The following is a 20,695-nucleotide window of genomic DNA, read 5'->3' as shown; positions in this document are numbered from 1 at the left end:
AGCGGTCCGGAACGGCCCGGGCCGGCGGGCGCCGCGGGACGTCAGTGCGCCGCGACGTCCCAGTCGGAGCCGTGGCCGACCTGCACCTCGAGCGGGACGGAGAGATCGACCGCGCCGGCCATCCGCGCGCGGACGACCTCCTCGAGCACGTCCTCCTCGCCGGGAGCCACGTCGAAGATGAGCTCGTCGTGCACCTGGAGCAGCATCCGCGACTCCAGGCCCTTCTCGCCGATGTCGGCCTGGACCCCGATCATCGCGATCTTCATGATGTCGGCGGCCGAGCCCTGGATCGGCGAGTTCAGCGCGGCGCGCTCCGCGTTGTCGCGGAGGACGCGGTTGCCGCTCTGGAGGTCGGGGAAGGGGCGGCGGCGGCCGAAGATCGTCTCGGTGTAGCCGGTCTCGCGCGCCTGCTCGACGACCGTGCGGAGGTAGTCGCGGACGGCACCGAAGCGGACGAAGTAGTCGGTCATCAGCTGCTTCGCCTCGTTGCTGGAGATGCGCAGCTGCTTGGAGAGGCCGAACGCGCTCAGTCCGTAGGCGAGCCCGTAGGACATCGCCTTGACCTTGTTGCGCATCGCCGAGGTGACGTCCGACGGCTCGACGCCGAAGATCCGCGCGCCGACGAAGCGGTGCAGGTCCTCGCCGCTGTGGAAGGCCTCGATCAGGCCGGCGTCGCCGGAGAGGTGCGCCATGATCCGCATCTCGATCTGCGAGTAGTCGGCGGTGATCAGGGTGCTCGCCTGCTCGCCGTGCACGAACGCGGTGCGGATGCGGCGGCCGACCTCGCTGCGCACCGGGATGTTCTGCAGGTTCGGGTCGTTCGAGGAGATCCGCCCGGTCGCGGTGCCGGTCTGGTCGTAGCTGGTGTGGATCCGGCCGTCGGCGGTGACCGACTTCTCCAGCGTCTCGATGATCTGCTTGAGCTTGGTCGCGTCGCGGTGCTCGAGCAGGAGACCGAGGAACGGGTGCGGGTGCGACTCCTGCAGGTCGGCCAGGGCGGACGCGTCGGTCGTGTAGCCGGTCTTCGTCGCGCGGGTGCGCGGCATCGCCAGCTCCTCGAAGAGGACCTGCTGCAGCTGCTTGGGCGAGCCGAGGTTCATCTCGTGCCCGATCTCGGCGAACGCGCGGTTCGCGAGGTCGACGGAGGTCGCGGTGAGCTCGCCGCGGAGGCGCGCGAGCACCTCGGCGTCGATCGCGACGCCGGTGAGCTCCATCGTCGCGAGGACCTGCGCGATCGGCAGCTCGATGTCGACGAGCACCGAGAGCATGCCCTCGCCGAGCAGCTCGGTCTGCACACCGACCAGGCGGTGCGCGTACCAGGCCTCGGTCGCGGGGCCGATCGGCGGGGCGGTCGGGACGAGCTGGTTCGGGTCCCCCTGGATCATCGCCTCGTCGAGGTACTGCTGGACCTGGGCCGGCAGGGTCGCCGCGTGACCGGTGGGCTGCAGGAGCCACGCCGCGATGCGGGTGTCGAAGGCGAGTCCGGCCACCGGGAGCCCGGCCCGGCGCAGCGCCTTGACCTGCGGCTTGGCGTCGGCGAAGTACTTCGGGGCGTCGCTCGCGAGCCACTCCTCGAGCGCGGTGTAGTCCGGCCGGCCCGCGGCCCAGGGCACGAAGGCCGACTCCGCCTCGACCGACAGGCCGATGCCCTCGAGGCCGCCCTCGCCGAGCTGCACCTGCACGGCGACGGGCACGGTGCCGTTCGCGGAGACGCGGGCGAGCCAGTGCGCGAGCTCCTCGTCGACCAGGTTCCGCACGGCCGGGGCCGCGGTGACGACGGTGTCGCCCGCCAGTGCCTCCGCCGCACCCTCGACGCCCTCGTCGGCGGCGATCGTGAGCACGCGCTCCTGGAGCGTCCTGAACTCGAGCCGGCTGAAGATCTCGCGGACCGCGTCCGGGTCGATCGGACGGCGGTCGAGGTCGGCCGGACCGAGCGGCAGCTCGACGTCGGTGATCAGGCGGTTGAGCCGGCGGTTGCGGAGCGCGTTCTCCTTCTGCTCGCGCAGCTTCTCGCCGACGACGCCCTTGATCTCGTCGGCGTGGGCGATGATGTCGGCGACGGTGCCGTACTGGTTGACCCACTTGGCGGCTGTCTTCGGGCCGACCTTGTCGACGCCGGGCAGGTTGTCGCTCGTCTCACCGACGAGCGCCGCGATCTCGGGGTACTGGTGCGGTTCGACGCCGTACTTCTCGAAGACCTTGTCGCGGTCGTAGCGGGTGAGCTGCGAGACGCCCTGGGTCGACGGGTAGAGCAGAGTGACGTCGGGCGTCACCAGCTGGATGGTGTCGCGGTCTCCCGAGACGACCAGCACTCGGAAGCCCGCCTCTGCGCCCTGGCGGGCGAGCGTGGCGAGGATGTCGTCGGCCTCGAAGTCCTCCTTCGAGACGGTGCGGATGTTCATCGCGTGCAGCGCCTCCTCGAGGAGGGGGACCTGGCCCTTGAACTCGGGCGGGGTCTCGCCGCGGGTGCCCTTGTACTCCGGGTACTCGCGGGTGCGGAACGAGTAGCGGGAGATGTCGAAGGCGACGCCGAGGTGCGTCGGCTTCTCGTTCTTCAGCAGCAGGATCAGCATCGACAGGAAGCCGTGGATGGCGTTCGTGTGCTGCCCGTCGCGGGTCTGGAAGCTGTCGACCGGGAGGGCGTAGAACGCCCGGAACGCGAGGGAATGACCGTCGATGAGCAGGAGGGTAGGCTGTTCCGGATCTGACACAGGGCAAGACTACACAGCGCCTCCGACACCGGTTCGGGCCCGGTCCCGCCCGTCGGCGGAGGGCCTCCGGGAGGCCCAGCACGAGGAGCACCGTGACCGAATCCGCCCCCGCCGCCGCGACCGCCGCCCCCTGGGTCCGCCCGCCCGCCCTCGACCTCGAGGCGCACATCGGGCGCGGCATGGGCGAGCTCGCCGAGCGGATGGGCATCGTCTGGCACGAGCTCACCCCCGAGCACTCGGTCGCGTCGATGCCCGTCGAGGGCAACCGCCAGCCGGTCGGCATCCTGCACGGCGGCGCGCACGTCGTCCTCGCCGAGTCGATGGGCTCGATCGCCGCGAACGTGCACGCCGGCGCGGGCCGCCTCGCGATGGGCATCGAGCTGAACGCGAGCCACAGCCGCTCGATCACCCACGGCCACGTGATCGCCACCTGCGACGCCATCCACCTCGGTTCCACCCTCACCACGCACGAGATCGTCGTCCGCGACGAGCAGGGCCGCCGCCTCAGCACGGTCCGCATCACGAACATCCTCCGCGACGCGCGCTGACCGCTCCGCTCAGCCCGCGCTGGGAACGACGGCGACGACGACGCAGCCGAGCACGAGGACCGTGCCCGCCGCCGCGACGAGGGGCTTGGGCGAGTCCACGGCGACCGCCAGGAGCGCCCCCGCGAGACCGACCGCCACCTCCGCGGAGCACGCGACGATCATCGGCCGCGCCGCCGTGCGCTCCAGCAGCCACGAGTCCTCGACGACCGGGAAGGCGCGAGGCAGGAGCGCGAGGAGGGAGGCGACGAGTGGGAGGAGCACCAGCGGCGGTGTCCGCCACAGCTCCGGCAGGAAGGCGCCGAGCATGAGCTCGAGCACGACGGTGGCCGTGACGAGCAGCACCCCGAGCCGGGACCGGGACGCGCGCCGGATCGGCTGCCGTGGTCGGTTCGCAGGGCGCAACGAAAGACTCCCCCGTCTGAGGACGGGTCCTGCACCCGTGCCTCGTCCGTTCTAGCGGCGGCCCGCATCGGCCGTACCGCCTTGTCGCCGGACGTGAGCTGAATGGCGCGGGCCGCCCGCCGGCCAATAGCCGACGGGCTCCAGCGAGGCGTGCCCGCGCCGCCGACCCCGTCCGCGCGAGCGCGAGGGGCGACCCGGGCCCGTGGCCCGCGGACGAGGTTCAGCTCAGCGCTCGCGAGGCCGTGAGCGCGAAGGCCGCTCCGAGCACGAGCACGAGCCCGGCTGCGACGAAGGACGGCACGGGCGACCCGGCGACGACCGACATCGTCCAGCCGATCAACGCAGTGCCGAGCTCTGCGGCGAACACTGCGCGCGTCGGTCGCTGGGCGGAGCGCTCGAGGAGGCGCGACCCCTCGACGAGCGGAATCATCCGCGGAACGAGAGCCAGGAGAACGAGCAGGAGAGGGAAGGGCACCTCCACCGCACCTCCCCAGGATCCGGACGGCGGATCGACGACGAGGAGGACAGCGAGCGCCACTGCGAGAACGAGGATCCCCGCTCTCGATCGGGGCGGGCCCCACGGCGACGAGAAGCGAGTCGAAGTCGGAGCCATCTGCTCATTCCTTGCAGGGCTCGACGACGGGGAAGAACGCCACTGCCACGTAGTGGAAGTGCCGGATCCCGAAGCACTTCCCTTCATTGTTCGCCCGGTTGGCCGTGTCGAGCGCAGCTGCCAATCCGAGCCCGCACGCCCACCCGACGGTTCCGCACGCGGCGGTCGCCACCCCGACGGGGAAACTCGATTCGGAAGCGATGCGCTGTGTCTCCGCCCGGCTGTAGAGAAGCGTGCAGAAGGCCGCATCGCATTCCAGACTCGGATCCGCGACGACGGGATAGGTGGCTCCCGCGTGCTGCACGTGCTGGACGACGACGGCGCCGTCGATCTCGTACCAGGTGTCGACAGGAGCACCGTCGGCGTCGACCGCCCACGGTTCCGCGATCGTGTTGACGACGTTCCCGAGCGAGTCGGAGACGGTGATGCCGCCACTGCTCGTGAGCTCGAGGTGCGCGTCAGCGCCTGCAGCGGTGACCGCGAAGCGGTACTCCTCCGGCGCCTCCGCTCCCTTGACGACCACGTAGCCGGCGGCGGCCGCGGTCTTCTCGGAACTGGTGAGCACGTAGTCGGCGTGCTCGCCCTCGTAGAGGAGGACACCGGGCTGCACCTCCTCGCCGGTCGACTCCGTCACCGGTGCCAGCGAGAGGGACCCCTGCGGTGTGGACACCGTCAGTCCGTCGACATCGTCGAGTTCCTCGGAGGCGAGGTCACGCCCTCCTTCCGAGTGGATCCCCTCGTCTGAGGGCACGGACTCGTCCGCGACGAAGCCCGCCTCGGGTCCCGTCACTCCGGAAGCCAGGAGGTCGCGCTCGTTCAGGGCGTTCAGCGCATCCCTGCTGTCCTCGGCGGTACTCGCCGCCGACGACTCCGACAGCGACCGTGGACTCGCCTCCGCAGGGGCGCTCCCGAGCGCGGCGGCCGCGAAGACGACAGCGGTGAGAAGAACGGAGGAAGGCCTTGTCAGTGTTCTCATCGTGCGCTCCATTGCGTCGACATCGCCCGAGAAAGCTTGCACCTGCGGTCGCTGGGCCTCGTCGAACTCGAACGATGATCTCTCCACCCGGATGCCTCGGTGTCTTCATCGGAGAAGGCGGAACATCTCCGCGAGACCCGGCGACCATCCTGGTATGGCATTGATAGCAACGAGATCAGACCGGGTGCAACCGCTGTCGCCCTGTGCCGGTCGTCACGCGACAGAGCCGGCGCAGGTCGATGGTCGGCCGCTCCGGACGAGGAGGCCGGGACTAGTCCGCAAGCCCCCGCGATCGTGGGGCGGGCGACCTAGGCTCGGGGCGTGACCTTCCGCGATCTGCTGCGCTCCCTGCCGTCCATGCCCTCCGGGCTGCCCGACTTCGATGCGGAGGCGGCTCCGGCCGACCCGATCGAGCTGTTCGGGCAGTGGCTGGAGGCGGCGAAGGACGCCGGCCAGCTCCTCCCCCACGGCGCGACGCTGTCGACCGCGGACGCCGACGGGACCGTCTCGGCCCGCGTGCTCGTGCTGCGCGACATCGACGACGCCGGCTGGGCCTTCTCGACGCACGCCTCCAGCCCCAAGGGGCGCGCGATGGCGGCCAATCCGCACGCCGCGCTGACCTTCTTCTGGCCGGTGCAGGGCCGGCAGGTCCGGGTGGAGGGCCGCGTCGAGCGGGCGTCGGCCGAGGAGTCGAAGAAGGACTTCCAACGCCGCTCAGAGGCCGCGCGCACGGCGCTGCTGGTCGGCCGGCAGAGCGAGCCGATGAAGCGCGCCGAGGACTTCGACCTGGTGACGCTGCAGACCGGCGTCGCCGTCTCCTGCTCCCCCGCCACGCTCGACCGCGACTGGGCCGTCTACCGCGTGGTGCCCGAGCGGATCGAGTTCTGGCAGGGCTCGACCAGGGCGGAGCAGGACCACACCCGCCTGCTGTACAGCGCGACGGACGCTGCGGGAACGACGGAGGCTGGAACGACGGATGCGGGAACGACGGAGGCGGGCGGCTCCCCGTGGGAGCGCACCCGCCTCTGGCCGTGACGGCGCGGCCTTCGGGCCGCGGCCGCCCTACTTCTTGGGGCTGAGCTGCTCGATGATCGCCTGCGCGACGTCGTGCATGGTGAGGCGGCGGTCCATCGACGCCTTCTGGATCCAGCGGAACGCCTCGGGCTCGGAGAGGCCCATCTTCTCGTTGAGCAGGCCCTTGGCCCGGTCGACGAGCTTGCGGGTCTCGAAGCGCTCGACCATGTCGGCGACCTCGGCCTCGAGGGTGAGGATCTGGGCGTAGCGGGAGAGGGCGATCTCGATCGCCGGCAGCAGGTCGTTCGGCGTGAACGGCTTGACCACGTAGGCCAGCGCCCCGGCCTCGCTCGCGCGCTCGACCAGCTCCTTCTGGCTGAAGGCGGTCAGCAGGACGACGGGGGCGATGTGCGCCTTCGAGAGGCGCTCGGCGGCGGAGATGCCGTCGAGCTGGGGCATCTTCACGTCCATGATCACCAGATCGGGGCGCAGCTCGGTGGCGAGGGCCACGGCCGTCTCGCCGTCGCCCGCCTCACCGACGACCTCGAAGCCGTTGTCGCGGAGGATCTCCACGATGTCCATGCGGATGAGCGATTCGTCCTCTGCGACGACGACCCGACGGGGTGCGGTCTGCGGAGTTTCCTGGTCTGTCACGCCGAAGAGCCTACGGTATTCTCGACAGGCTCGTGATGAGCCGGTGTGGCGGAATGGCAGACGCGGGGCACTCAAAATGCTCTGTCCGAGAGGGCTTGTGGGTTCGAGTCCCACCACCGGTACCGCAGGCGCCCCGCGCGCGTCGCCACTTCGCTAGCGTCGTCGGATGGACGATTCCTCGGCGGCCTGGCCGCTCTTCTCCCTCGTGCTGCGCACGCCGCGCCTCGAGCTGCACCCGGTCCGCGACGCCGATCTGCCGGCCCTCGCCGCGGCCGCCGTCGCCGGGATCCACGAGCCCGGCCGATCGCCGTTCCCCGCGGCCTGGGCCGAGGCGCCCGCCGAGCAGCTGCCCGCCGATCTCGCCCGCTACCAGTGGTCGCTCCGTGCGGCGACGCGGCCGGACTCCTGGCGCGTGGCCTTCGCGATCGTCGAGGACGGCGCGGTGATCGGCTGCCAGGACCTGCTCGCCGACGAGTTCGCGGCGCGGCGCACCGTCTCCTCCGGCTCGTGGCTCACGCGCGCGGCGCAGGGGCGCGGTCTCGGCCGGGAGATGCGGGCGGCGGCCCTGCTGCTCGCCTTCGACCACCTCGGTGCGGAGGTGGCGGAGAGCAGTGCGCTGGCGTGGAACACGGCGTCGATCCGGGTGTCGACCGGGCTCGGCTACGAGCCCAACGGGATGCAGCGCACGGTCGGCGCCGACGGAGTGGCGGTCGAGGAGATCCGGTTCCGCGTCACGCCCGAGACGTTCCGCCGCCCGGAGTGGGCGCTCGAGGTCTCCGGCCTCGAGGCGGCCCGTGCGCTCCTGATAGCCGAGCCGGCGGCGGACTCCTAGCGAGAACCGACCGGGCCGAGCCGCTCAGAACTCCGCGAGGCTCCCGCGCAGACCGCCCCCGGGGTACTCCCGCCGCAGGATCCCGCGGCGGCGCAGGATCGGCACCAGCTCGTCGAGCATCCGGTGCAACGTCACCGGGTGGAAGTCGCCGGAGAACGCGAAGCCGTCGTTGTCCGCGTCGTCGCCGAGCTCCTGGACGAAGTCGGCGACCTCCTCCGCGGTGCCCACCACTCCGCCGCGGTCGGCGATCAGGCCGAGCCGCGCCTTCGCGGTGAGCAGGGCGCGCAGCGGGGCGTCCTCGTCGGCACCGCCGTAGAGGCCGGCGATGCTGCCGCGCGAGACGTGCTCGCCGAAGACCGACGGGTCGATCGGACGGTCGAGGTCGAGCGCGGTCAGGTCGGTCTCGAGGTCGCTCGACCAGGCGGCCGCCGCGGTGAGCAGCGCCGCGTCGTCGGGGTGGGCGGAGGCGTCGACGAGGCGCTGCGCCTCCTCCCGGCTCGACACGATGATCGGCTTGAAGACGAAGAGGATCGTGAGGTCGTCGGGGTTCCGGCCGTGCGCGGCGGCCGCGGCGCGAGCCCGCTCTCGGTAGGCGCGGACCGTCGCGGTGTCGAGCGAGGCGAGGGCCAGCTGGATCTCGGACTGCGCGCCGGCGAAGTCGATGCCGCGCGGCGAGCCGCCGGGCGAGACGATGACCGGCTCGCCCGGGCCGGCGGCGGCCGAGGAGGATCCGGTGCCGAACGGCAGCGCATTCAGCGGGCCGTCGAAGGAGTAGTGCGTCCCGCGGTGCTGCAGGGCGTGCAGCCGGTCGCCGTCGGCGAAGCGGCCGGTCGCCTCGTCCTGGATGAGCGCGCCGTCGTCCCAGCTGCGCCAGAGCTCGCGCAGCGAGTCGAGCCACTCGTGCGCGCGGTCGTAGGCGCGGTCGTGGGGCAGCGGCTCGAGGCCGAAGTGCCGGCTGCTGCCGACATCGGTGACGACGTTGAGCCCGAGCCGGCCGCCGCTGAGGTGCTGCAGCGTGGCGAACTGGCGCGCCGCCTGATACGGGCTGTAGGCCATCGGATTCACGGTCGGCGCGACGCCGAGATGCTGCGTCGCCTCGAAGAGCGACGGCGCGAGCAGCAGCGGGTCGTGCTTGGGCCCGCCGTAGGCGCGGCGGATGCGGAGGTCGAGGGTGCTCGCGTTCCCGAGCGAGAGCGCGTCCTCGATGATGACGAGGTCGAAGCCGGCCTGCTCGAGCTCGCGGGCGCTGCGCCGGTAGACCTCGGCCGTCGTCCAGGAGTGGTCCCACTCCCAGCCGGGCTGACCCCAGGCCTGCGGACCGAAACCGCGGGAGAGGAACCAGGCGAAGTGCTGCGGCCGGCTCACGACGCCTCCGCCAGCACGAGCGGCCGGACGGCCGAGGCGCGCAGCCCGAGCTCGAGGTCGGCGAGGAGGTCCTCGACGTCCTCGATGCCGATGGAGAGCCGCAGCAGACCGGGGCCGATCCCCGCGGCCTCGAGCTGCTCGGCCGTGCGGCCGACGTGCGTGGTCGAGGCCGGGTGCAGCACGAGCGAGCGGACGTCGCCGAGGTGGGTCATCCGGGTGAAGAGGCCGAGCGCGTCCGAGAAGCGGCGCGCCGCCTCCTCCCCGCCGTGCAGAGTGAAGGAGAAGACCGAGCCCTGCCCGAGCGGCAGCAGGCGGCGGGCGAGCGCGTGTGAGGGGCTGGAGGCGAGTCCGCTGTAGTCGACGCTCGCGACCTCGGGCCGCTCCTCCAGCCAGCGCGCGACGGCCAGGGCGCTGCGCGACTGGTGGCGGACCCGCAGCGACAGCGTCTCGAGCCCCTGCTCGAGCAGGAAGGCGGTGAGCGGTGAGACGGTCGGCCCCATCCGGCCGGCGACCACGTGACGGGCGTAGTCGGCGAAGGCCCGCTCGGGGTCGCCGCCGCGCTCGATCGCCGCGGCGAGGTGCGGGTACTGCGGCGTGCGCCAGTCGAAGCTGCCGCCGTCCACGATCACCCCGGCGATGACGGCGCCGTGCCCGGCCAGGAACTTGCTGGCCGAGTGCACGACGATGTCGGCGCCGTGCTCCAGCGGGCGGAGGAGGTACGGGGTCGCGAAGGTGTTGTCGACGACGACGGGGACGCCGGCGCGGTGCGCGACCTCGGCGACGAGCCGGACGTCCACCACGTCGTTGCGCGGGTTGGGGATCGACTCGATCAGGACGGCGCGGGTGCGCGGAGTGATCGCGGCGGCCCAGGCGAGCGGGTCGTCGGCGTCCTCGACGAACGTGGCGCCGACGCCGAGGCGGGCGAGGTTCTCCAGCAGGAGGTTGCGGGTGCCCTCGTAGAGGCTCGCGGCGGCGACCACGTGGTCTCCGGCGGAGGCGAGGGACAGCAGGGCGACCGAGACGGCCGCCTGACCGCTGCCGACCAGGAGCGCCTCGACGCCGCCCTCGAGGGCGGCGAGGCGGCGCTCGACGGCGTCGGTGGTCGGGTTGCCGACCCGGGTGTAGGTGTAGCCGTCCGCGCCTGCGAAGCGATCGCGCGCTTCGTCGAAGGAGTCGAAGCTGAAGCCGGCCGTGAGGTAGATCGGAGTGCGCCGCGCGTGCAGCGCGTCCTCGACCGCTCCGGCGTGCAGCTGCCGGGTCGAGAAGCCCCAGCCATCCTCGCTCGCGTGCCCGTGCCGTGCCATGATCCGCCTCCCTCGTGCCCGCCCTCCGGCAGTGGGCACCACCGTGGCAGAGGAGGCGGGCGGCGCGTCGGGGGGTTACCCGGCGTTACGCCGGAGCCGCCGGAGCGTCACCAGAACATCGTCCCGGGCGCGCCCTTGAACGGACCGACCACGCGGGAGGTGATCCAGCCGCCGTAGAAGTCGCCCGGCTGCGGCTGCACGGTCTCCCCGTCGACGGTGCAGGAGTCCATCCGCCCCGGGTAGAGCGCGACCGTGTCGACGAGCTGCTCGAAGCCCGGCATCGGCTCGGGGTAGATCCAGCCGGCCGCCTCGGCGACCGCCGCGCCGCCGCGGACCGTCAGGTAGGAGGCCGCGCCCTTGAACTCGCAGATGCTGCGACCGGGGGCGGGCTCGAGCGCGCCGTCGGCGAACGCGCTGCGCGGCAGGTAGTAGACGGGCGGGTGGCTGGTCTCGAGGACGCGGAACGCCTCGCGGGTGTCGGCGACGACGACGCCGCCGAGCCGGACCACGACGTGCTCGGAGGTCGGCTCGACCCTGGGCGGTCGCGGGTAGTCCCAGACGGATTCCTGTCCCTCGGCGGGGGGTGTGCGCTTCATCCGGCCCACGCTACGCGGGCCGACAGCGGCGCCTCTCCCGCTCCCAGGCGATGCGCGGCCGGGCACGTCGGAGGTCCGCGGATCACCGCCGGGACGGCACGGGGTCGCCGCGGTCGCGTAACGTCGACCTTGCGCCGGAATCCCGAGACCGCGCGCAGAAGGATTACACGCGTGCCCGAAGAATGCATCCACGGTCTGGACATCGCTCTCTGCGACGTCTGCTCCCCCGCCAAGCTCCCCGAGCCGCAGGGCCGCACCCGGGCTCCGGTGCGCGTGCCCGGCACGTCCCGCGCGGCCACCGCTCGCGCCGCCGCCCGCGGCACCGCCCGCGAGAAGCCGCTCCCGCAGGTGGACATCACCGCGCAGCGCATCTACCACGTGACCCACCTCGACAACCTCGAGGCGATCGTCGCCGCCGGCGCCGTCCTGGCCGACCAGAACCTCGAGGGCCGCCCCGCGGTCGACGTCAGCGCCGAGACCACCCGCGAGCACCGCCGCGCGGTCCAGGTCAAGGACGGCGTCAGCGTGGCCGGCTACGTCCCGTTCTTCCTCTCCCCCGACGCCGCCCTCTGGGCCGACCTCCGCGGCGACCGCGTGCTGCCGCACTGGTCGCCCCGCGCGCACACCACCACGGCGTCGCAGTTCGTCGTCCTGGTCGGCTCGCTGTCCTCCGCCCCCGTGCTGAGCGACGGCGACGCGTCCCACGTGCTCACCCGCTTCACCGAGGGCGACGCCCTCGTGCGCACCTTCGCGCGGCTCCTCGTCGACGAGCCGGCGCTGCGCAGCGCCGAGGCGCTCGTGCCGGACCGCTTCCCGATCGAGGAGATCGCCGTCGTCGGCGTGCCGTCGGTCACCATGAAGAACAAGGTCAAGGCGATGTTCGAGAACAGCGGGGCCTCTCCCCGCGTCGCGGTCTACCCGCCCTGGTTCCACCCGGTCGCCGAAGAGGAGTGACGCTGCGGACTCGGAGTGACGCGGCGGAGTGACGCGGCGGAGCCGGCCGGGGCGGTCGGCTCCTACGCCCCGTCGAGCAGATCGAGCCGGTCGGCGAGGTAGCGCTCGAGCGGCATGAGGCCCTGCTCGCCCAGGCCGGGTGCCCAGCGGACCACCACCCGGTCGCCCCGGAGCGACAGCGGCTCCTGACCGTCGGCGAGGCTGTCGGCGTCGATCGCCAGGCGGCGCCAGCCGTGGTTGACGATCTCGCCCTCCTGGAAGGGCCCGTCGAAGGCTGCCTTGCGGATCTCCCGACGCGCCTCCTGCGACTCCGACTGGTTGTTGGCGTGCAGCGGTGCGACGGAGCGGGTGACCGAGCCGGTCGCGAAGACGTCGCCGTCGTGCCCGAGCAGCAGGACGCCGAGTCGCCAGGCCCGGGTGACCGGGGCCATCACGGGCGCGCGGCGGAAGCCGAGGATCGCGCGCGGCCGGCGGAGCTCGGCGAGGGCCTGATCGGGCACACCGCGGAGCTCGAGCTCGACGACGGTCTGTGCGAGCAGCTCCTGCAGCGCGGCGGCGGCGCTCGTCGCCTCGTCCGATGCCGTCATCGACCCGCGCTCCCGTCCGCTCCCCTGCACGCGACCGCGTCCGGCCGACTCCACCAGCCTAGGACGGCTGACGACGGGGGCGAGCCGGGGCGCGGAGACGCCGACGGCGCGCCCGCCCCGGAGGGTGGACGCGCCGTCGGGGCGGATCAGATCGCCGAGGCGAGGACCTCGTCGAGCTTCGCGGAGGCCTCCTCGTCGGTGGCCTTCAGCGCGAGCGAGAGCTCCGAGACCAGGATCTGGCGGGCCTTCAGCAGCATGCGCTTCTCGCCGGCCGAGACTCCGCCGGCCTGCTCGCGGCGCCACAGGTCGCGGACGACCTCGCTGACGCGGTAGACGCTGCCGCTCGCCATCTTCTCCTGGTTGGCCTTGAACCGGCGCGACCAGTTGCTGGCCTCCTCGGCCACGTCGCTGCGGAGCACGTCGTAGACGGCCTGCACGCCGGCGTCGTCGATGATCTCGCGGACCCCCACGAGCTCGGCGTTCTCGACGGGCAGGGTGATCGTGAGCTCGCTGGTGTGCACGTTCATCGTCATGAACGTCTTCTCGACGCCCTTGACCGAGCGCTTCTCGAGCCCGGTGATCGTCACCGCTCCGTGGTGCGGGTAGACCAGGGTCTCGCCGACCTCGAATGTCATCATGTCGTGCCTTTCATCGTGGGGCGTGGTGGGAGGGAGGAGGAGTCCGGGGCCCGCAGCGGCGCGTCGGCCAGCCAGGGCGGGAGGAGTGCGACGAGCTGCTCGACGAGCTCCTCGTCGGTGCCGTCGAGGCCGCCGGCGAGCCAGGCGCCGACCACGGCGAGCACGCCGCCGGCCGCGAAGGTCGCCGTCAGCTCGGGATCGACGCCGGCGGGGGCGTCGACGCGGGCGAGCACCTCGCGGTGCAGAGCGAGCACGGTGTCGAGCACGGCGTCGTCCGAGGCGACCCGGGCCGAGGCGCGGGCGCGGAGCCGGGCGTGGAAGGCGTGCCGGTCGACGAGTCGGTCGACGAGACGGACGTAGCCGCGTCGGAGCGCGCGGGCGCCGGTGCGGTCCGCGGGGTCGGGAGCGGCGACGTCCGCGACGACGAGGTCCTCGCGGAGGAGGGCGGAGGCGACGGCCGCCGCGTCCTCGAAGTGCGAGTAGAACGAGCTGCGGCTGATGCCCGCCTCGCGGACGATGTCGCTGACCGCGATGCCCTCGGCACGGCCGCCGTCGGTCTGCATGACGAGCCGCTCGACCGCGTCGAAGACCCGGCGGCGGGTGCGGCGCGTGCGCGGATCGGCCGACGCGGACCCCGCGGTGACGGGTGCCTCCACTCCGTGCGGAGAGGCGGCTCGAGCGGAAGACATCTCCGGCAGTCTACCACTTCCCGGACAGGTGTTCGGAAAGCCCGGAGAACTGGTGCGGCGGTCGGCTCCGGCTCGCGAGAAGCGGTTCGGCACGCGGGATCCGGTGGATCCGACGTGCCCGACGCGTTTCTGCGTGCCGGAGGCGTGAGCGGCTGCTCGCGCCATCACCTTCGGCACTCGGAACCGGCGTGGGCACGCAGAATCGAGCAGTTCCGACGTGCCGGACGTGATTCGGCGAGCCGGACGTGATTCGGCGAGCCGGACGTGCGCCCGGCCGCTCTCCGGGCCACCTCCGGCTCGCGAAACCGGCTTCGGCACGCGGGAACGAGCTGGTCCGACGTGCCGGACGTGATTCCGCGAGCCGAACGGGTACGCGGCCACTCGCCGCACCACCTCCGGCTCGCGAAACCGGCTTCGGCACGAGGGAACGAGCCGATCCGACGTGCCGGACGTCATTCTGCGAGCCGAACGGGCAGTCGGCTGCTCCGCGCGCCACCTCCGCCTCGCGAAACCGGCTTCGGCACGCGGGAACGAGCGGTTCCGGCGTGCCGGGAGCGATTCCGCGAGCCGGAGGTGCGCGGAATGGGCCGCGGCAGAACGGCGGAGTCCGAGACCGCGGTCAGCTCGCGGCGGTGCGGGTCGCGGCGAGGCGGCCGAGGCGGGTGCGCGCGGCGCGCTCGCTGGGCGAGACGCGGCCGAGGTAGAACTCGAGGGAGCGCATCAGCAGGCGGGTCGCGGTGATCGCGGGCCACCACGGGCGGCGGAGGCCGAGGAGGCGGCGCACCTCGGGCGACAGGGAGGCGGTGGCACCGGCGAAGAGCAGCGGGTAGATCACGCCGGCCTCCCCGGGGAGCTTCACCGTCCGGAGGAACTCGACCGCCTCGTGCACGCGCTCGTCGGGACGCAGCTCGCCCGCGAACCCGGCCAGCTGCTCGCGCAGCTCGGCGACGCTCTCGGGCGGGTTCTCGACCCCGAGCAGGCGGCCCGATGCGGCCCACTCGCGGACGTAGGCGTCGGCGCCGCCCGGGATCGGGCCGCCCCACAGCTGGTGCGCGCCGAGGAAGGCGTCGGTGAAGGCGTCGTGCACCCACAGCAGCAGCCGCGGATCCTGGGCCGAGTAGTGCCGCTCGACGTCGGCGGCGTCCTGGTAGGTGCCGACGATCCGCTCGTGCACGCCGGTCACCCAGCGGGCGGCTCCGGAGGTGGTGGCGGTGTCGCCGAAGCTGGTGGTGAGCACCCAGCGCACGGTGTTGTCGAGGCGGCCCATCGGGTCCTCGCGGTAGCGGGAGTGGTCGTGCACGCCGGCCATCGCGCCCGCGTGCAGCGTCTGCATCAGCAGCGCGCGGACGCCGGCGACCATCGTCGGCATCGCGCCGTTCACGGCCCAGACGGCGCTGCCGGGGCCGAAGAGGCCCGCGTCGTCGCCCGTCTCGAGGGCGGCGACCCAGTCGGGGCGGGGGCGGGGACGGCGTCGACTCATCCATCGAGTCTGCGCTCGGATCCTGGGTGCGACCGTCTCTTCCCTCACTCCGCCAGGGGTGCTACAGCGCATGAGGCGCCCGGGCCGCTGGGGTCGTCCGAGGTCCTCGGATGACGCCAGGAGGTGCCGGCCCGCCTCACTCCCCCAGCAGCTCCCGCAGGTCGTCGGCGGTGAGCGCCTGCGCGAACAGCTCGCCCTCGTCGAGCACGGCGGTGCTCAGCCGAGCCTTCCGCTCCTTCAGCCGGACGATCTTCTCCTCGATCGTGTCCTTCGCCACCAGCCGGTAGACGTTGACCCGGCGCTCCTGGCCGATCCGGTGCGCGCGGTCCACCGCCTGGGCCTCGGCTGCCGGATTCCACCAGGGGTCGAGGATGAAGACGTGGTCGGCCTCGGTCAGCGTGAGCCCGGTCCCGCCCGCCTTCAGGCTGATCAGGAACACCGGCGCGGCTCCGGAGCGGAACTCCTCGATCACCGCACCCCGATCGCGGGTGGAGCCGTCGAGCTGCACGAACGGGATCCCCCGCCGCCGCAGCCGCTCGGCCGCCCGCTCGAGGTACGAGGTGAAGGTGCTGAAGACGAGCGCCCGGCGCCCCTCGGCCAGCACGTCGTCGAGCTGCTCGATCAGCGCGTCGAGCTTGGCCGAGGGCACGTGCCGGTACGCGGGATCGACCAGCGAGGCGTCGAGGGCGAGCAGCCGGAGCAGCGTGAGCGAGCGGAACACGGTGAAGCGCTGGCGGTCGAGGTCGTCGACCAGCCCGAGGAGCTTCCGCCGCTCGCGCTGCAGGTAGCCGTCGTAGAGCACGCGGTGACTCGGGGCGAGGGTGACCTCGAGGGTCTGCTCCTGCTTCTCGGGCAGCTCGGGCGCCACCGCCTCCTTCGTCCGGCGCAGCAGGAACGGGCGGATCCGTCGGCGCAGCCGGTCGAGGCGCCGCCGCGCACCCTCGGAGTGCGAGACCGTGCGCCCCGCCGACAGGTCCGGCGAGACGATGCCGACCGGCTCGTCCGCGTGCAGGATCGGGCGGGTGAACTCCTCGCGGAAGCGGCGGAGCGACGGCAGGAGACCGGGCGCGGTCAGCGCGAGGACCGCCCACAGCTCGTCGAGCGAGTTCTCGAGCGGCGTGCCGGTGAGCGCGAGGGTGATCGGCGCGCCGACGCCGCGGGCGGCCCGGTGCGCCTGCGAGGACGGGTTCTTCACGAACTGCGCCTCGTCGAGGACGAGCGCCGACCACTCCCGCTCGGCCCACTGCTCGCCGGCCAGGCGGAGCACCGCGTAGCTGGTGACCACGACGTCGAGATCGCCGGGACGGGCGGCGAGGGTGTCGCCGCGCCCGTCCCGGGTGCTGGTCACCGCCGCGACCCGGAGCGACGGGGCGAATCGGGCCGCCTCCGAGAGCCAGCCGGGCAGCACCGAGGTCGGCGCGACCACGAGGAACGGCGCCGCGCGGACTCCGGCGGCGCGCGCCTCCTCCACCGCCTGCAGCATCATCGCGAGGGTCTGCAGCGTCTTGCCCAGCCCCATGTCGTCGGCGAGGATCCCGCCGAGACCGTGCCGGCGGCGGTGCACGAGCCAGGAGTAGCCCTCGCGCTGATACGAGCGCAGCTCGCCCGAGAGGCCGGCCGGCGGCTCGACGTCGACCGGCGCTCCGGCCGCCAGAGCGTTCTCGAGCACGTCCTTCCAGGCGTCGGAGGCGGTGCTCGCGTCGGCGAGCTCGTCCAGCTCCTCCCAGAGCGCGGTCTGGTGCCGGCCGATCCGCGGGCCGGTCTCCCACTCCTCCAGCTCGTCGGCGCGCTGCAGCAGCTCGCGGAGCCGGTCGAGGCCGGGATGCGCGAGCGAGAGGTAGGAGTGGTCGACGAGCCGGATCCGGTCGCCGCCGTTCGCGAGCGCGCGGAACAGCGGGCCGAAGGGGACGCTCGCGTCGCCGATCGTGACGACGACGCCGAGGTCGAACCAGTCGGCGCTCTCGGTGTCGGCCGCGGTCAGCGTGAGCGTGAGCGGTCCGTTCAGCAGACGGTAGTCGGGCTGCTTCCCCTCGCGCTCGATCCGCACGCCGCCGACGCCCTCGAGGAGCGGCAGCTGCTCGACGACGAAGACCGCCGCCGCCGCGCCGCGCAGGACCGCGGGCCGGTCGACGTCGGGGACCACGTCCGACTGCGCGGCGGCCAGGACGGTCCGGGCACGGCGGAGGATCGAGTCCTCGAACGCGTCGTCGCCGGCTCCGTCGAGCTCGCGCGCCCGGTCGGCGCTCCGCCGCCAGTGGAAGCCGACCCGGACGACGCGGCGCGGCTCGAACGAGACCGTGCAGACCAGCCGCGGCGGCTCGGGCTCGTCGAGCTCCAAGCCGGCGTCCGCGCCCCGCACGGCGACGCGGCCTCGCAGGGTCGGCAGGTGCTCCGCCAGGAACTCGCCGACGTCCTCCGCCGGGACGCTCGTCGGCTCGGGATGGCGGAGCAGCCGCAGCTCCTCGTCGTCGAGCGGCTGCGGGGTCGGCGCGAGCAGCAGCGCGGTCGGGTCGCCGGACTCCACCAGGTAGACGCCGTGTCGAGCGATGGGCCTGGCGGCCTCGAGCGGGCGCTCGCCGACGTCGAGCCGGAGGACGGGGGTGAGCTCCAGGGCGCCCGCCAGCTCGGACGCGACCAGGGCGACGTGCGCCGAGGCGGAGCGCGCGAGAGCACCCGTGCCGGTGGTCAGCAGCGGGATGCGCAGGCCCTCCGCCTGCTCGAGCAGCCGCCAGAGCAGGGGGCTCTCGTAGTCGTCGAGGTGGATCCAGTCCGGGTCCTGGCCGAGATGCACAGTGCGGGTCGCCCGGTGCAGCGCCGCGAACTCGGCGAACCAGCGCTGATGCGCCGGATCGAGCGAGAGCCGGTGGGTCTGGAAGTTCAGCGACTTCCAGGTGAGAGTCGAGCGGTTCCAGGCGCCGCCGCGGCCCGGCACGACCGGGCGGGTGGCGAGGCGGTGGTCGTCGCGCTCGGCGGGGTCGTAGGTCGCCGCGGTGACGCGCTCGCTCGTCGGCGCGCGCCACGGGTCGTCGGCGCGCCGGACGAGGCGGCGCAGCTCGAACTGCAGGCCGATCGGCGTGAGGGTCGGAGTCGGCTCTCCAGGGTCGCCGCCGCTGAGCTCGCCCACGCGGGCGCGCCAGGAGGCGGCGGACTTCTCGGGAGGCATCGCCCCATGCTGTCACGCCGGTCCGACACCGATCCGCGGTCGGTGCGGCGCCGGTCCCCGCGCCGGCCCGGGTCAGCGGCAGAATCGGAGGATGAGCAGCAACGACTCCCCCGAGCCCACCGTCCTCGCGATCGGCAGCGACGAGCTCCGCGTGGCGCTGACGACCGCGGGCGCCGAGATGACCTCCCTCCGCGACACCGAGAACCGCGAGTACCTCTGGCAGGCCGGCCCCGAGTGGCGCCGGCACGCTCCCGTGCTCTTCCCGATCATCGGGCGGCTGCCGGGCGACACCCTGCACCACGACGGCCGCGACCACCCGATGGGCCAGCACGGCTTCGCGCGCGACCGCGTCTTCGAGCTGGCCGGCGTCGGCGGCGACGAGGCCGTCTTCCGGCTGCGCAGCGACGACGCGACCCGCGCGGTGTTCCCCTTCGACTGGTCGCTGCTGATCGCCTATGCGGTGACCGGATCGACGCTGCGGATCACGCAGACCGTCGAGAACCGCGGCACGGAGCCGCTCGGCGCCTCGGTCGGCAACCACCCGGCGTTCGCTCTGCCGCTTCCCGGGGCCACCGGTGAGCACCGGATCCGCTTCGCGCAGCCCGAGCCGGAGGGCTTCCGCCGCGCTCCCGAGAACCTCCTCGTCGCCGAGCGCCACCCAGCACCGCTCGAGGACGGCGTGCTCACGGTGGACGACGCGCACTTCGAGGAGGGCGTGCTGATCTTCGACGAGCCGCGCCGGCGCACGCTGACGCTCGAGGCCGACGGCGCGCGCTCGATCGCGGTCGACACCGGCGACTTCGACGTCGTCGGAGTCTGGAAGCCGGTCGGCGCGCCGTTCGTCTGCATCGAGCCGTGGCGGAGCGTGCCGACGCCGGAGGGCTGGGACGGCGACATCGTCGACAAGCCGCGGCAGTTCGTGCTCGCCCCGGGCGAGCAGCGCGCCTTCTCCTACAGCATCACGCTCAGCTGAGGCTCCTCGCGCTGCAGCTGCGCGTCGAGGAGCTCGAAGCGGCGGATGATCAGGCCCTCGCGGGTCGCCCACGGGCAGATCACGAGCGTCTCGACGTGCAGCGCCTCCATGGCCGCCTCGGCGACGAGCGCACCGGCCAGCAGCTGCGGGGCGCGGAGCGTGGAGACGCCGGGCAGCGCCGAGCGGTCGGCCGCGCTGATCGCGGCGAGGCGGGAGGACCACAGCCGCAGGTCGACGAGGTGCAGCTCGCGGCGGGCGAGCGGGCCGGCGGCGCTGGGAGCGGCGCCGGCGATCCGGGCCAGCGAGCGGAAGGTCTTCGAGGTGCCCGCGACGAGGTCGGGCGTGCCGAGGGCGAGGAAGGCGCGGACGGGCTCGGCGAGCACCTCGCGGGCGTGCCGGCGGGCGGCCTTGACACTCGTCGCGGAGGCGGGGTCGCCGTCGAGGAGGTCGCGGGTGACGCGGCCGGCACCGAGCGGCACCGAGACGGCGAGCTCGGGCACCTCGTCGACGCCCATCGACAGCTCGAAGGAGCCGCCGCCGACGTCGAGGTCGAGGATCGAGCCGGCGCCCCAGCCGAACCAGCGGCGCACGGCGAGGAAGGTCGCGGACGCCTCGGCCTCGCCGCCGAGCTCCTGGAGGTGCACGCCGGTCTCGGTGCGGACGCGCTCGAGCACCGCGGCGCCATTGCCTGCCTCGCGGATCGCGGAGGTGGCGAAGGCGAGCAGGTCCTCCGCGCGGTGGCGGCGGGCGACCTCGTGCGCCTCCGCGACGAAGGAGATCAGCTCGCGCTGCCCCTCCTCCGTGATGTCGCCCGCGGCGTCGAGGTAGGCGACCAGCGCGAGGCTGCGCTTGTGCGACCGGTACGGCACGGGCCGCGCCCCGGGGTGCGCGTCGACGAGCAGCAGATGGACCGTGTTGGAGCCGATGTCGAGCACGCCGAGTCGCATGCCCCCACGCTAGCGCGGCCCGCAGCCGCCCTTGGACGGCGGCGACGCCCCCGAGGATCGGCACCGCAGCGTTGGGCGCGTGCATGCCGATCGAGTAGCCCGCGGAGCGGGCGTATCGAGCGGAGGGGGCGCCTTCGGCGCCATCGCAGGGCGGGGAAGAGACCGACGTGCATGCGGTGGTGGGTCTCGATACGCCCCTGCGGGGCTACTCGACCAGCATGCTGGGGCCCCTGCGGGGCTACTCGACCA

Annotated in this window: 19 protein-coding genes and 1 tRNA gene; 6 read left to right on the top strand and 14 right to left on the bottom strand. The window is 73.2% G+C overall.

Features of this window, described 5'->3' with window-relative positions; genetic code table 11:
- Positions 1–41 precede the first annotated feature (41 nt).
- Positions 42–2,711: a DNA polymerase I gene (gene polA / locus EDF36_RS11325; protein ID WP_123733079.1), complete on the bottom strand. Its 2,670-nt coding sequence runs from the start codon at positions 2,709–2,711 to the stop codon at positions 42–44.
- 92 nt (positions 2,712–2,803) lie between these two features.
- On the opposite strand from polA, the gene EDF36_RS11320 reads away from it, so the two are divergent.
- Positions 2,804–3,259 carry a PaaI family thioesterase gene (locus EDF36_RS11320; RefSeq protein WP_374204658.1) on the top strand — a complete coding sequence of 152 codons (456 nt, stop codon included), beginning with the start codon at positions 2,804–2,806 and terminating at the stop codon, positions 3,257–3,259.
- A gap of 9 nt (positions 3,260–3,268) precedes the next feature.
- On the opposite strand, the gene EDF36_RS11315 is transcribed toward EDF36_RS11320, so the two are convergent.
- The 3 genes from EDF36_RS11315 to EDF36_RS11305 form a co-directional block, all read right to left on the bottom strand.
- Entirely contained in the window at positions 3,269–3,601 is a 333-nt protein-coding gene (locus tag EDF36_RS11315) for a hypothetical protein (protein WP_123733078.1), read from the bottom strand.
- Positions 3,602–3,881: 280 nt separating this feature from the next.
- Positions 3,882–4,091 carry a hypothetical protein gene (locus EDF36_RS11310; RefSeq protein ID WP_133962535.1) on the bottom strand — a complete coding sequence of 70 codons (210 nt, stop codon included), beginning with the start codon at positions 4,089–4,091 and terminating at the stop codon, positions 3,882–3,884.
- A 187-nt stretch (positions 4,092–4,278) separates the two neighbouring features.
- Positions 4,279–5,250, bottom strand: coding sequence for a hypothetical protein (locus tag EDF36_RS11305; protein ID WP_148060024.1), 972 nt, complete (start codon positions 5,248–5,250; stop codon positions 4,279–4,281).
- Positions 5,251–5,571: 321 nt separating this feature from the next.
- Here EDF36_RS11305 and EDF36_RS11300 point away from each other — a divergent pair, with 321 nt between their 5' ends.
- Positions 5,572–6,285: a pyridoxal 5'-phosphate synthase gene (locus tag EDF36_RS11300; protein ID WP_123733076.1), complete on the top strand. Its 714-nt coding sequence runs from the start codon at positions 5,572–5,574 to the stop codon at positions 6,283–6,285.
- A 27-nt stretch (positions 6,286–6,312) separates the two neighbouring features.
- On the opposite strand, the gene EDF36_RS11295 is transcribed toward EDF36_RS11300, so the two are convergent.
- Positions 6,313–6,918, bottom strand: a complete 606-nt coding sequence (locus EDF36_RS11295) for an ANTAR domain-containing response regulator (RefSeq protein ID WP_123446252.1) — start codon at positions 6,916–6,918, stop codon at positions 6,313–6,315.
- 39 nt (positions 6,919–6,957) lie between these two features.
- Here EDF36_RS11295 and EDF36_RS11290 point away from each other — a divergent pair.
- Together EDF36_RS11290 and EDF36_RS11285 are read left to right on the top strand one after the other, a co-directional pair.
- A tRNA-Leu gene (locus EDF36_RS11290) sits at positions 6,958–7,040 on the top strand.
- A gap of 44 nt (positions 7,041–7,084) precedes the next feature.
- Entirely contained in the window at positions 7,085–7,750 is a 666-nt protein-coding gene (locus tag EDF36_RS11285) for a GNAT family N-acetyltransferase (RefSeq protein WP_123733075.1), read from the top strand.
- 24 nt (positions 7,751–7,774) lie between these two features.
- Here EDF36_RS11285 and EDF36_RS11280 read toward each other — a convergent pair whose 3' ends face one another.
- The 3 genes from EDF36_RS11280 to EDF36_RS11270 form a co-directional block, all read right to left on the bottom strand.
- Positions 7,775–9,115 carry an NtaA/DmoA family FMN-dependent monooxygenase gene (locus tag EDF36_RS11280; protein ID WP_123733074.1) on the bottom strand — a complete coding sequence of 447 codons (1,341 nt, stop codon included), beginning with the start codon at positions 9,113–9,115 and terminating at the stop codon, positions 7,775–7,777.
- The gene (locus EDF36_RS11275; RefSeq protein WP_123733073.1) at positions 9,112–10,419 is read right to left on the bottom strand and encodes an O-acetylhomoserine aminocarboxypropyltransferase/cysteine synthase family protein; all 1,308 of its coding nucleotides are present in this window, start codon (positions 10,417–10,419) and stop codon (positions 9,112–9,114) included. The genes EDF36_RS11280 and EDF36_RS11275 overlap by 4 nt, the downstream gene beginning before the upstream one ends.
- 107 nt (positions 10,420–10,526) lie before the next feature.
- Positions 10,527–11,015 carry a DUF427 domain-containing protein gene (locus EDF36_RS11270; protein ID WP_123733334.1) on the bottom strand — a complete coding sequence of 163 codons (489 nt, stop codon included), beginning with the start codon at positions 11,013–11,015 and terminating at the stop codon, positions 10,527–10,529.
- A 171-nt stretch (positions 11,016–11,186) separates the two neighbouring features.
- Here EDF36_RS11270 and EDF36_RS11265 point away from each other — a divergent pair, with 171 nt between their 5' ends.
- Positions 11,187–11,969 carry a DarT ssDNA thymidine ADP-ribosyltransferase family protein gene (locus EDF36_RS11265; protein ID WP_159422559.1) on the top strand — a complete coding sequence of 261 codons (783 nt, stop codon included), beginning with the start codon at positions 11,187–11,189 and terminating at the stop codon, positions 11,967–11,969.
- A 62-nt stretch (positions 11,970–12,031) separates the two neighbouring features.
- Here the strand turns inward: EDF36_RS11265 and EDF36_RS11260 are convergent, their stop codons facing one another.
- The 5 genes from EDF36_RS11260 to EDF36_RS11240 form a co-directional block, all read right to left on the bottom strand.
- On the bottom strand, positions 12,032–12,556 hold the full coding sequence (locus EDF36_RS11260) for a hypothetical protein (protein WP_123704348.1): 525 nt from the start codon (positions 12,554–12,556) through the stop codon (positions 12,032–12,034).
- Between the two features lie 146 nt (positions 12,557–12,702).
- Positions 12,703–13,191, bottom strand: coding sequence for a CarD family transcriptional regulator (locus EDF36_RS11255; protein ID WP_123446565.1), 489 nt, complete (start codon positions 13,189–13,191; stop codon positions 12,703–12,705).
- The gene (locus EDF36_RS11250) at positions 13,191–13,883 is read right to left on the bottom strand and encodes a TetR/AcrR family transcriptional regulator (RefSeq protein ID WP_148060022.1); all 693 of its coding nucleotides are present in this window, start codon (positions 13,881–13,883) and stop codon (positions 13,191–13,193) included. Before EDF36_RS11250 ends, EDF36_RS11255 begins: the two co-directional genes overlap by 1 nt.
- A 619-nt stretch (positions 13,884–14,502) precedes the next feature.
- Positions 14,503–15,363 (bottom strand): oxygenase MpaB family protein, encoded by an 861-nt coding sequence (locus EDF36_RS11245; protein ID WP_123733070.1) that lies wholly within the window; start codon positions 15,361–15,363, stop codon positions 14,503–14,505.
- A gap of 136 nt (positions 15,364–15,499) precedes the next feature.
- Positions 15,500–18,526 (bottom strand): DEAD/DEAH box helicase, encoded by a 3,027-nt coding sequence (locus EDF36_RS11240; RefSeq protein WP_123733069.1) that lies wholly within the window; start codon positions 18,524–18,526, stop codon positions 15,500–15,502.
- Between the two features lie 91 nt (positions 18,527–18,617).
- Between EDF36_RS11240 and EDF36_RS11235 the strand changes: the two genes are divergently transcribed.
- Entirely contained in the window at positions 18,618–19,499 is an 882-nt protein-coding gene (locus EDF36_RS11235) for an aldose 1-epimerase family protein (protein WP_123733068.1), read from the top strand.
- Here the strand turns inward: EDF36_RS11235 and EDF36_RS11230 are convergent.
- Positions 19,478–20,446: a Ppx/GppA phosphatase family protein gene (locus tag EDF36_RS11230; RefSeq protein ID WP_123733067.1), complete on the bottom strand. Its 969-nt coding sequence runs from the start codon at positions 20,444–20,446 to the stop codon at positions 19,478–19,480. The two genes, EDF36_RS11235 and EDF36_RS11230, sit on opposite strands and share 22 nt — an antisense overlap.
- Between the last annotated feature and the right edge of the window lie 249 nt (positions 20,447–20,695).

This window comes from Rathayibacter sp. PhB152, assembly GCF_003751395.1.
Classification (GTDB): domain Bacteria; phylum Actinomycetota; class Actinomycetes; order Actinomycetales; family Microbacteriaceae; genus Rathayibacter; species Rathayibacter festucae.
Note: the sequence above shows the minus strand (reverse complement) of the source record. Positions and strands in the feature narration are given on the sequence as shown.

Excerpts from the sequence above, each read along its gene's own strand:
- EDF36_RS11275 (WP_123733073.1), bottom strand. The coding sequence starts at position 10,419 with ATGGCACGGCACGGGCACGCGAGCGAGGATGGCTGGGGCTTCTCGACC.
- EDF36_RS11240 (WP_123733069.1), bottom strand. The coding sequence starts at position 18,526 with ATGCCTCCCGAGAAGTCCGCCGCCTCCTGGCGCGCCCGCGTGGGCGAG.
- EDF36_RS11310 (WP_133962535.1), bottom strand. The coding sequence starts at position 4,091 with ATGATTCCGCTCGTCGAGGGGTCGCGCCTCCTCGAGCGCTCCGCCCAG.
- EDF36_RS11245 (WP_123733070.1), bottom strand. The coding sequence starts at position 15,363 with ATGAGTCGACGCCGTCCCCGCCCCCGCCCCGACTGGGTCGCCGCCCTC.
- EDF36_RS11305 (WP_148060024.1), bottom strand. The coding sequence starts at position 5,250 with ATGAGAACACTGACAAGGCCTTCCTCCGTTCTTCTCACCGCTGTCGTC.
- EDF36_RS11260 (WP_123704348.1), bottom strand. The coding sequence starts at position 12,556 with ATGACGGCATCGGACGAGGCGACGAGCGCCGCCGCCGCGCTGCAGGAG.
- EDF36_RS11270 (WP_123733334.1), bottom strand. The coding sequence starts at position 11,015 with ATGAAGCGCACACCCCCCGCCGAGGGACAGGAATCCGTCTGGGACTAC.
- EDF36_RS11255 (WP_123446565.1), bottom strand. The coding sequence starts at position 13,191 with ATGACATTCGAGGTCGGCGAGACCCTGGTCTACCCGCACCACGGAGCG.
- EDF36_RS11250 (WP_148060022.1), bottom strand. The coding sequence starts at position 13,883 with ATGTCTTCCGCTCGAGCCGCCTCTCCGCACGGAGTGGAGGCACCCGTC.
- EDF36_RS11230 (WP_123733067.1), bottom strand. The coding sequence starts at position 20,446 with ATGCGACTCGGCGTGCTCGACATCGGCTCCAACACGGTCCATCTGCTG.
- EDF36_RS11285 (WP_123733075.1), top strand. The coding sequence starts at position 7,085 with ATGGACGATTCCTCGGCGGCCTGGCCGCTCTTCTCCCTCGTGCTGCGC.
- EDF36_RS11235 (WP_123733068.1), top strand. The coding sequence starts at position 18,618 with ATGAGCAGCAACGACTCCCCCGAGCCCACCGTCCTCGCGATCGGCAGC.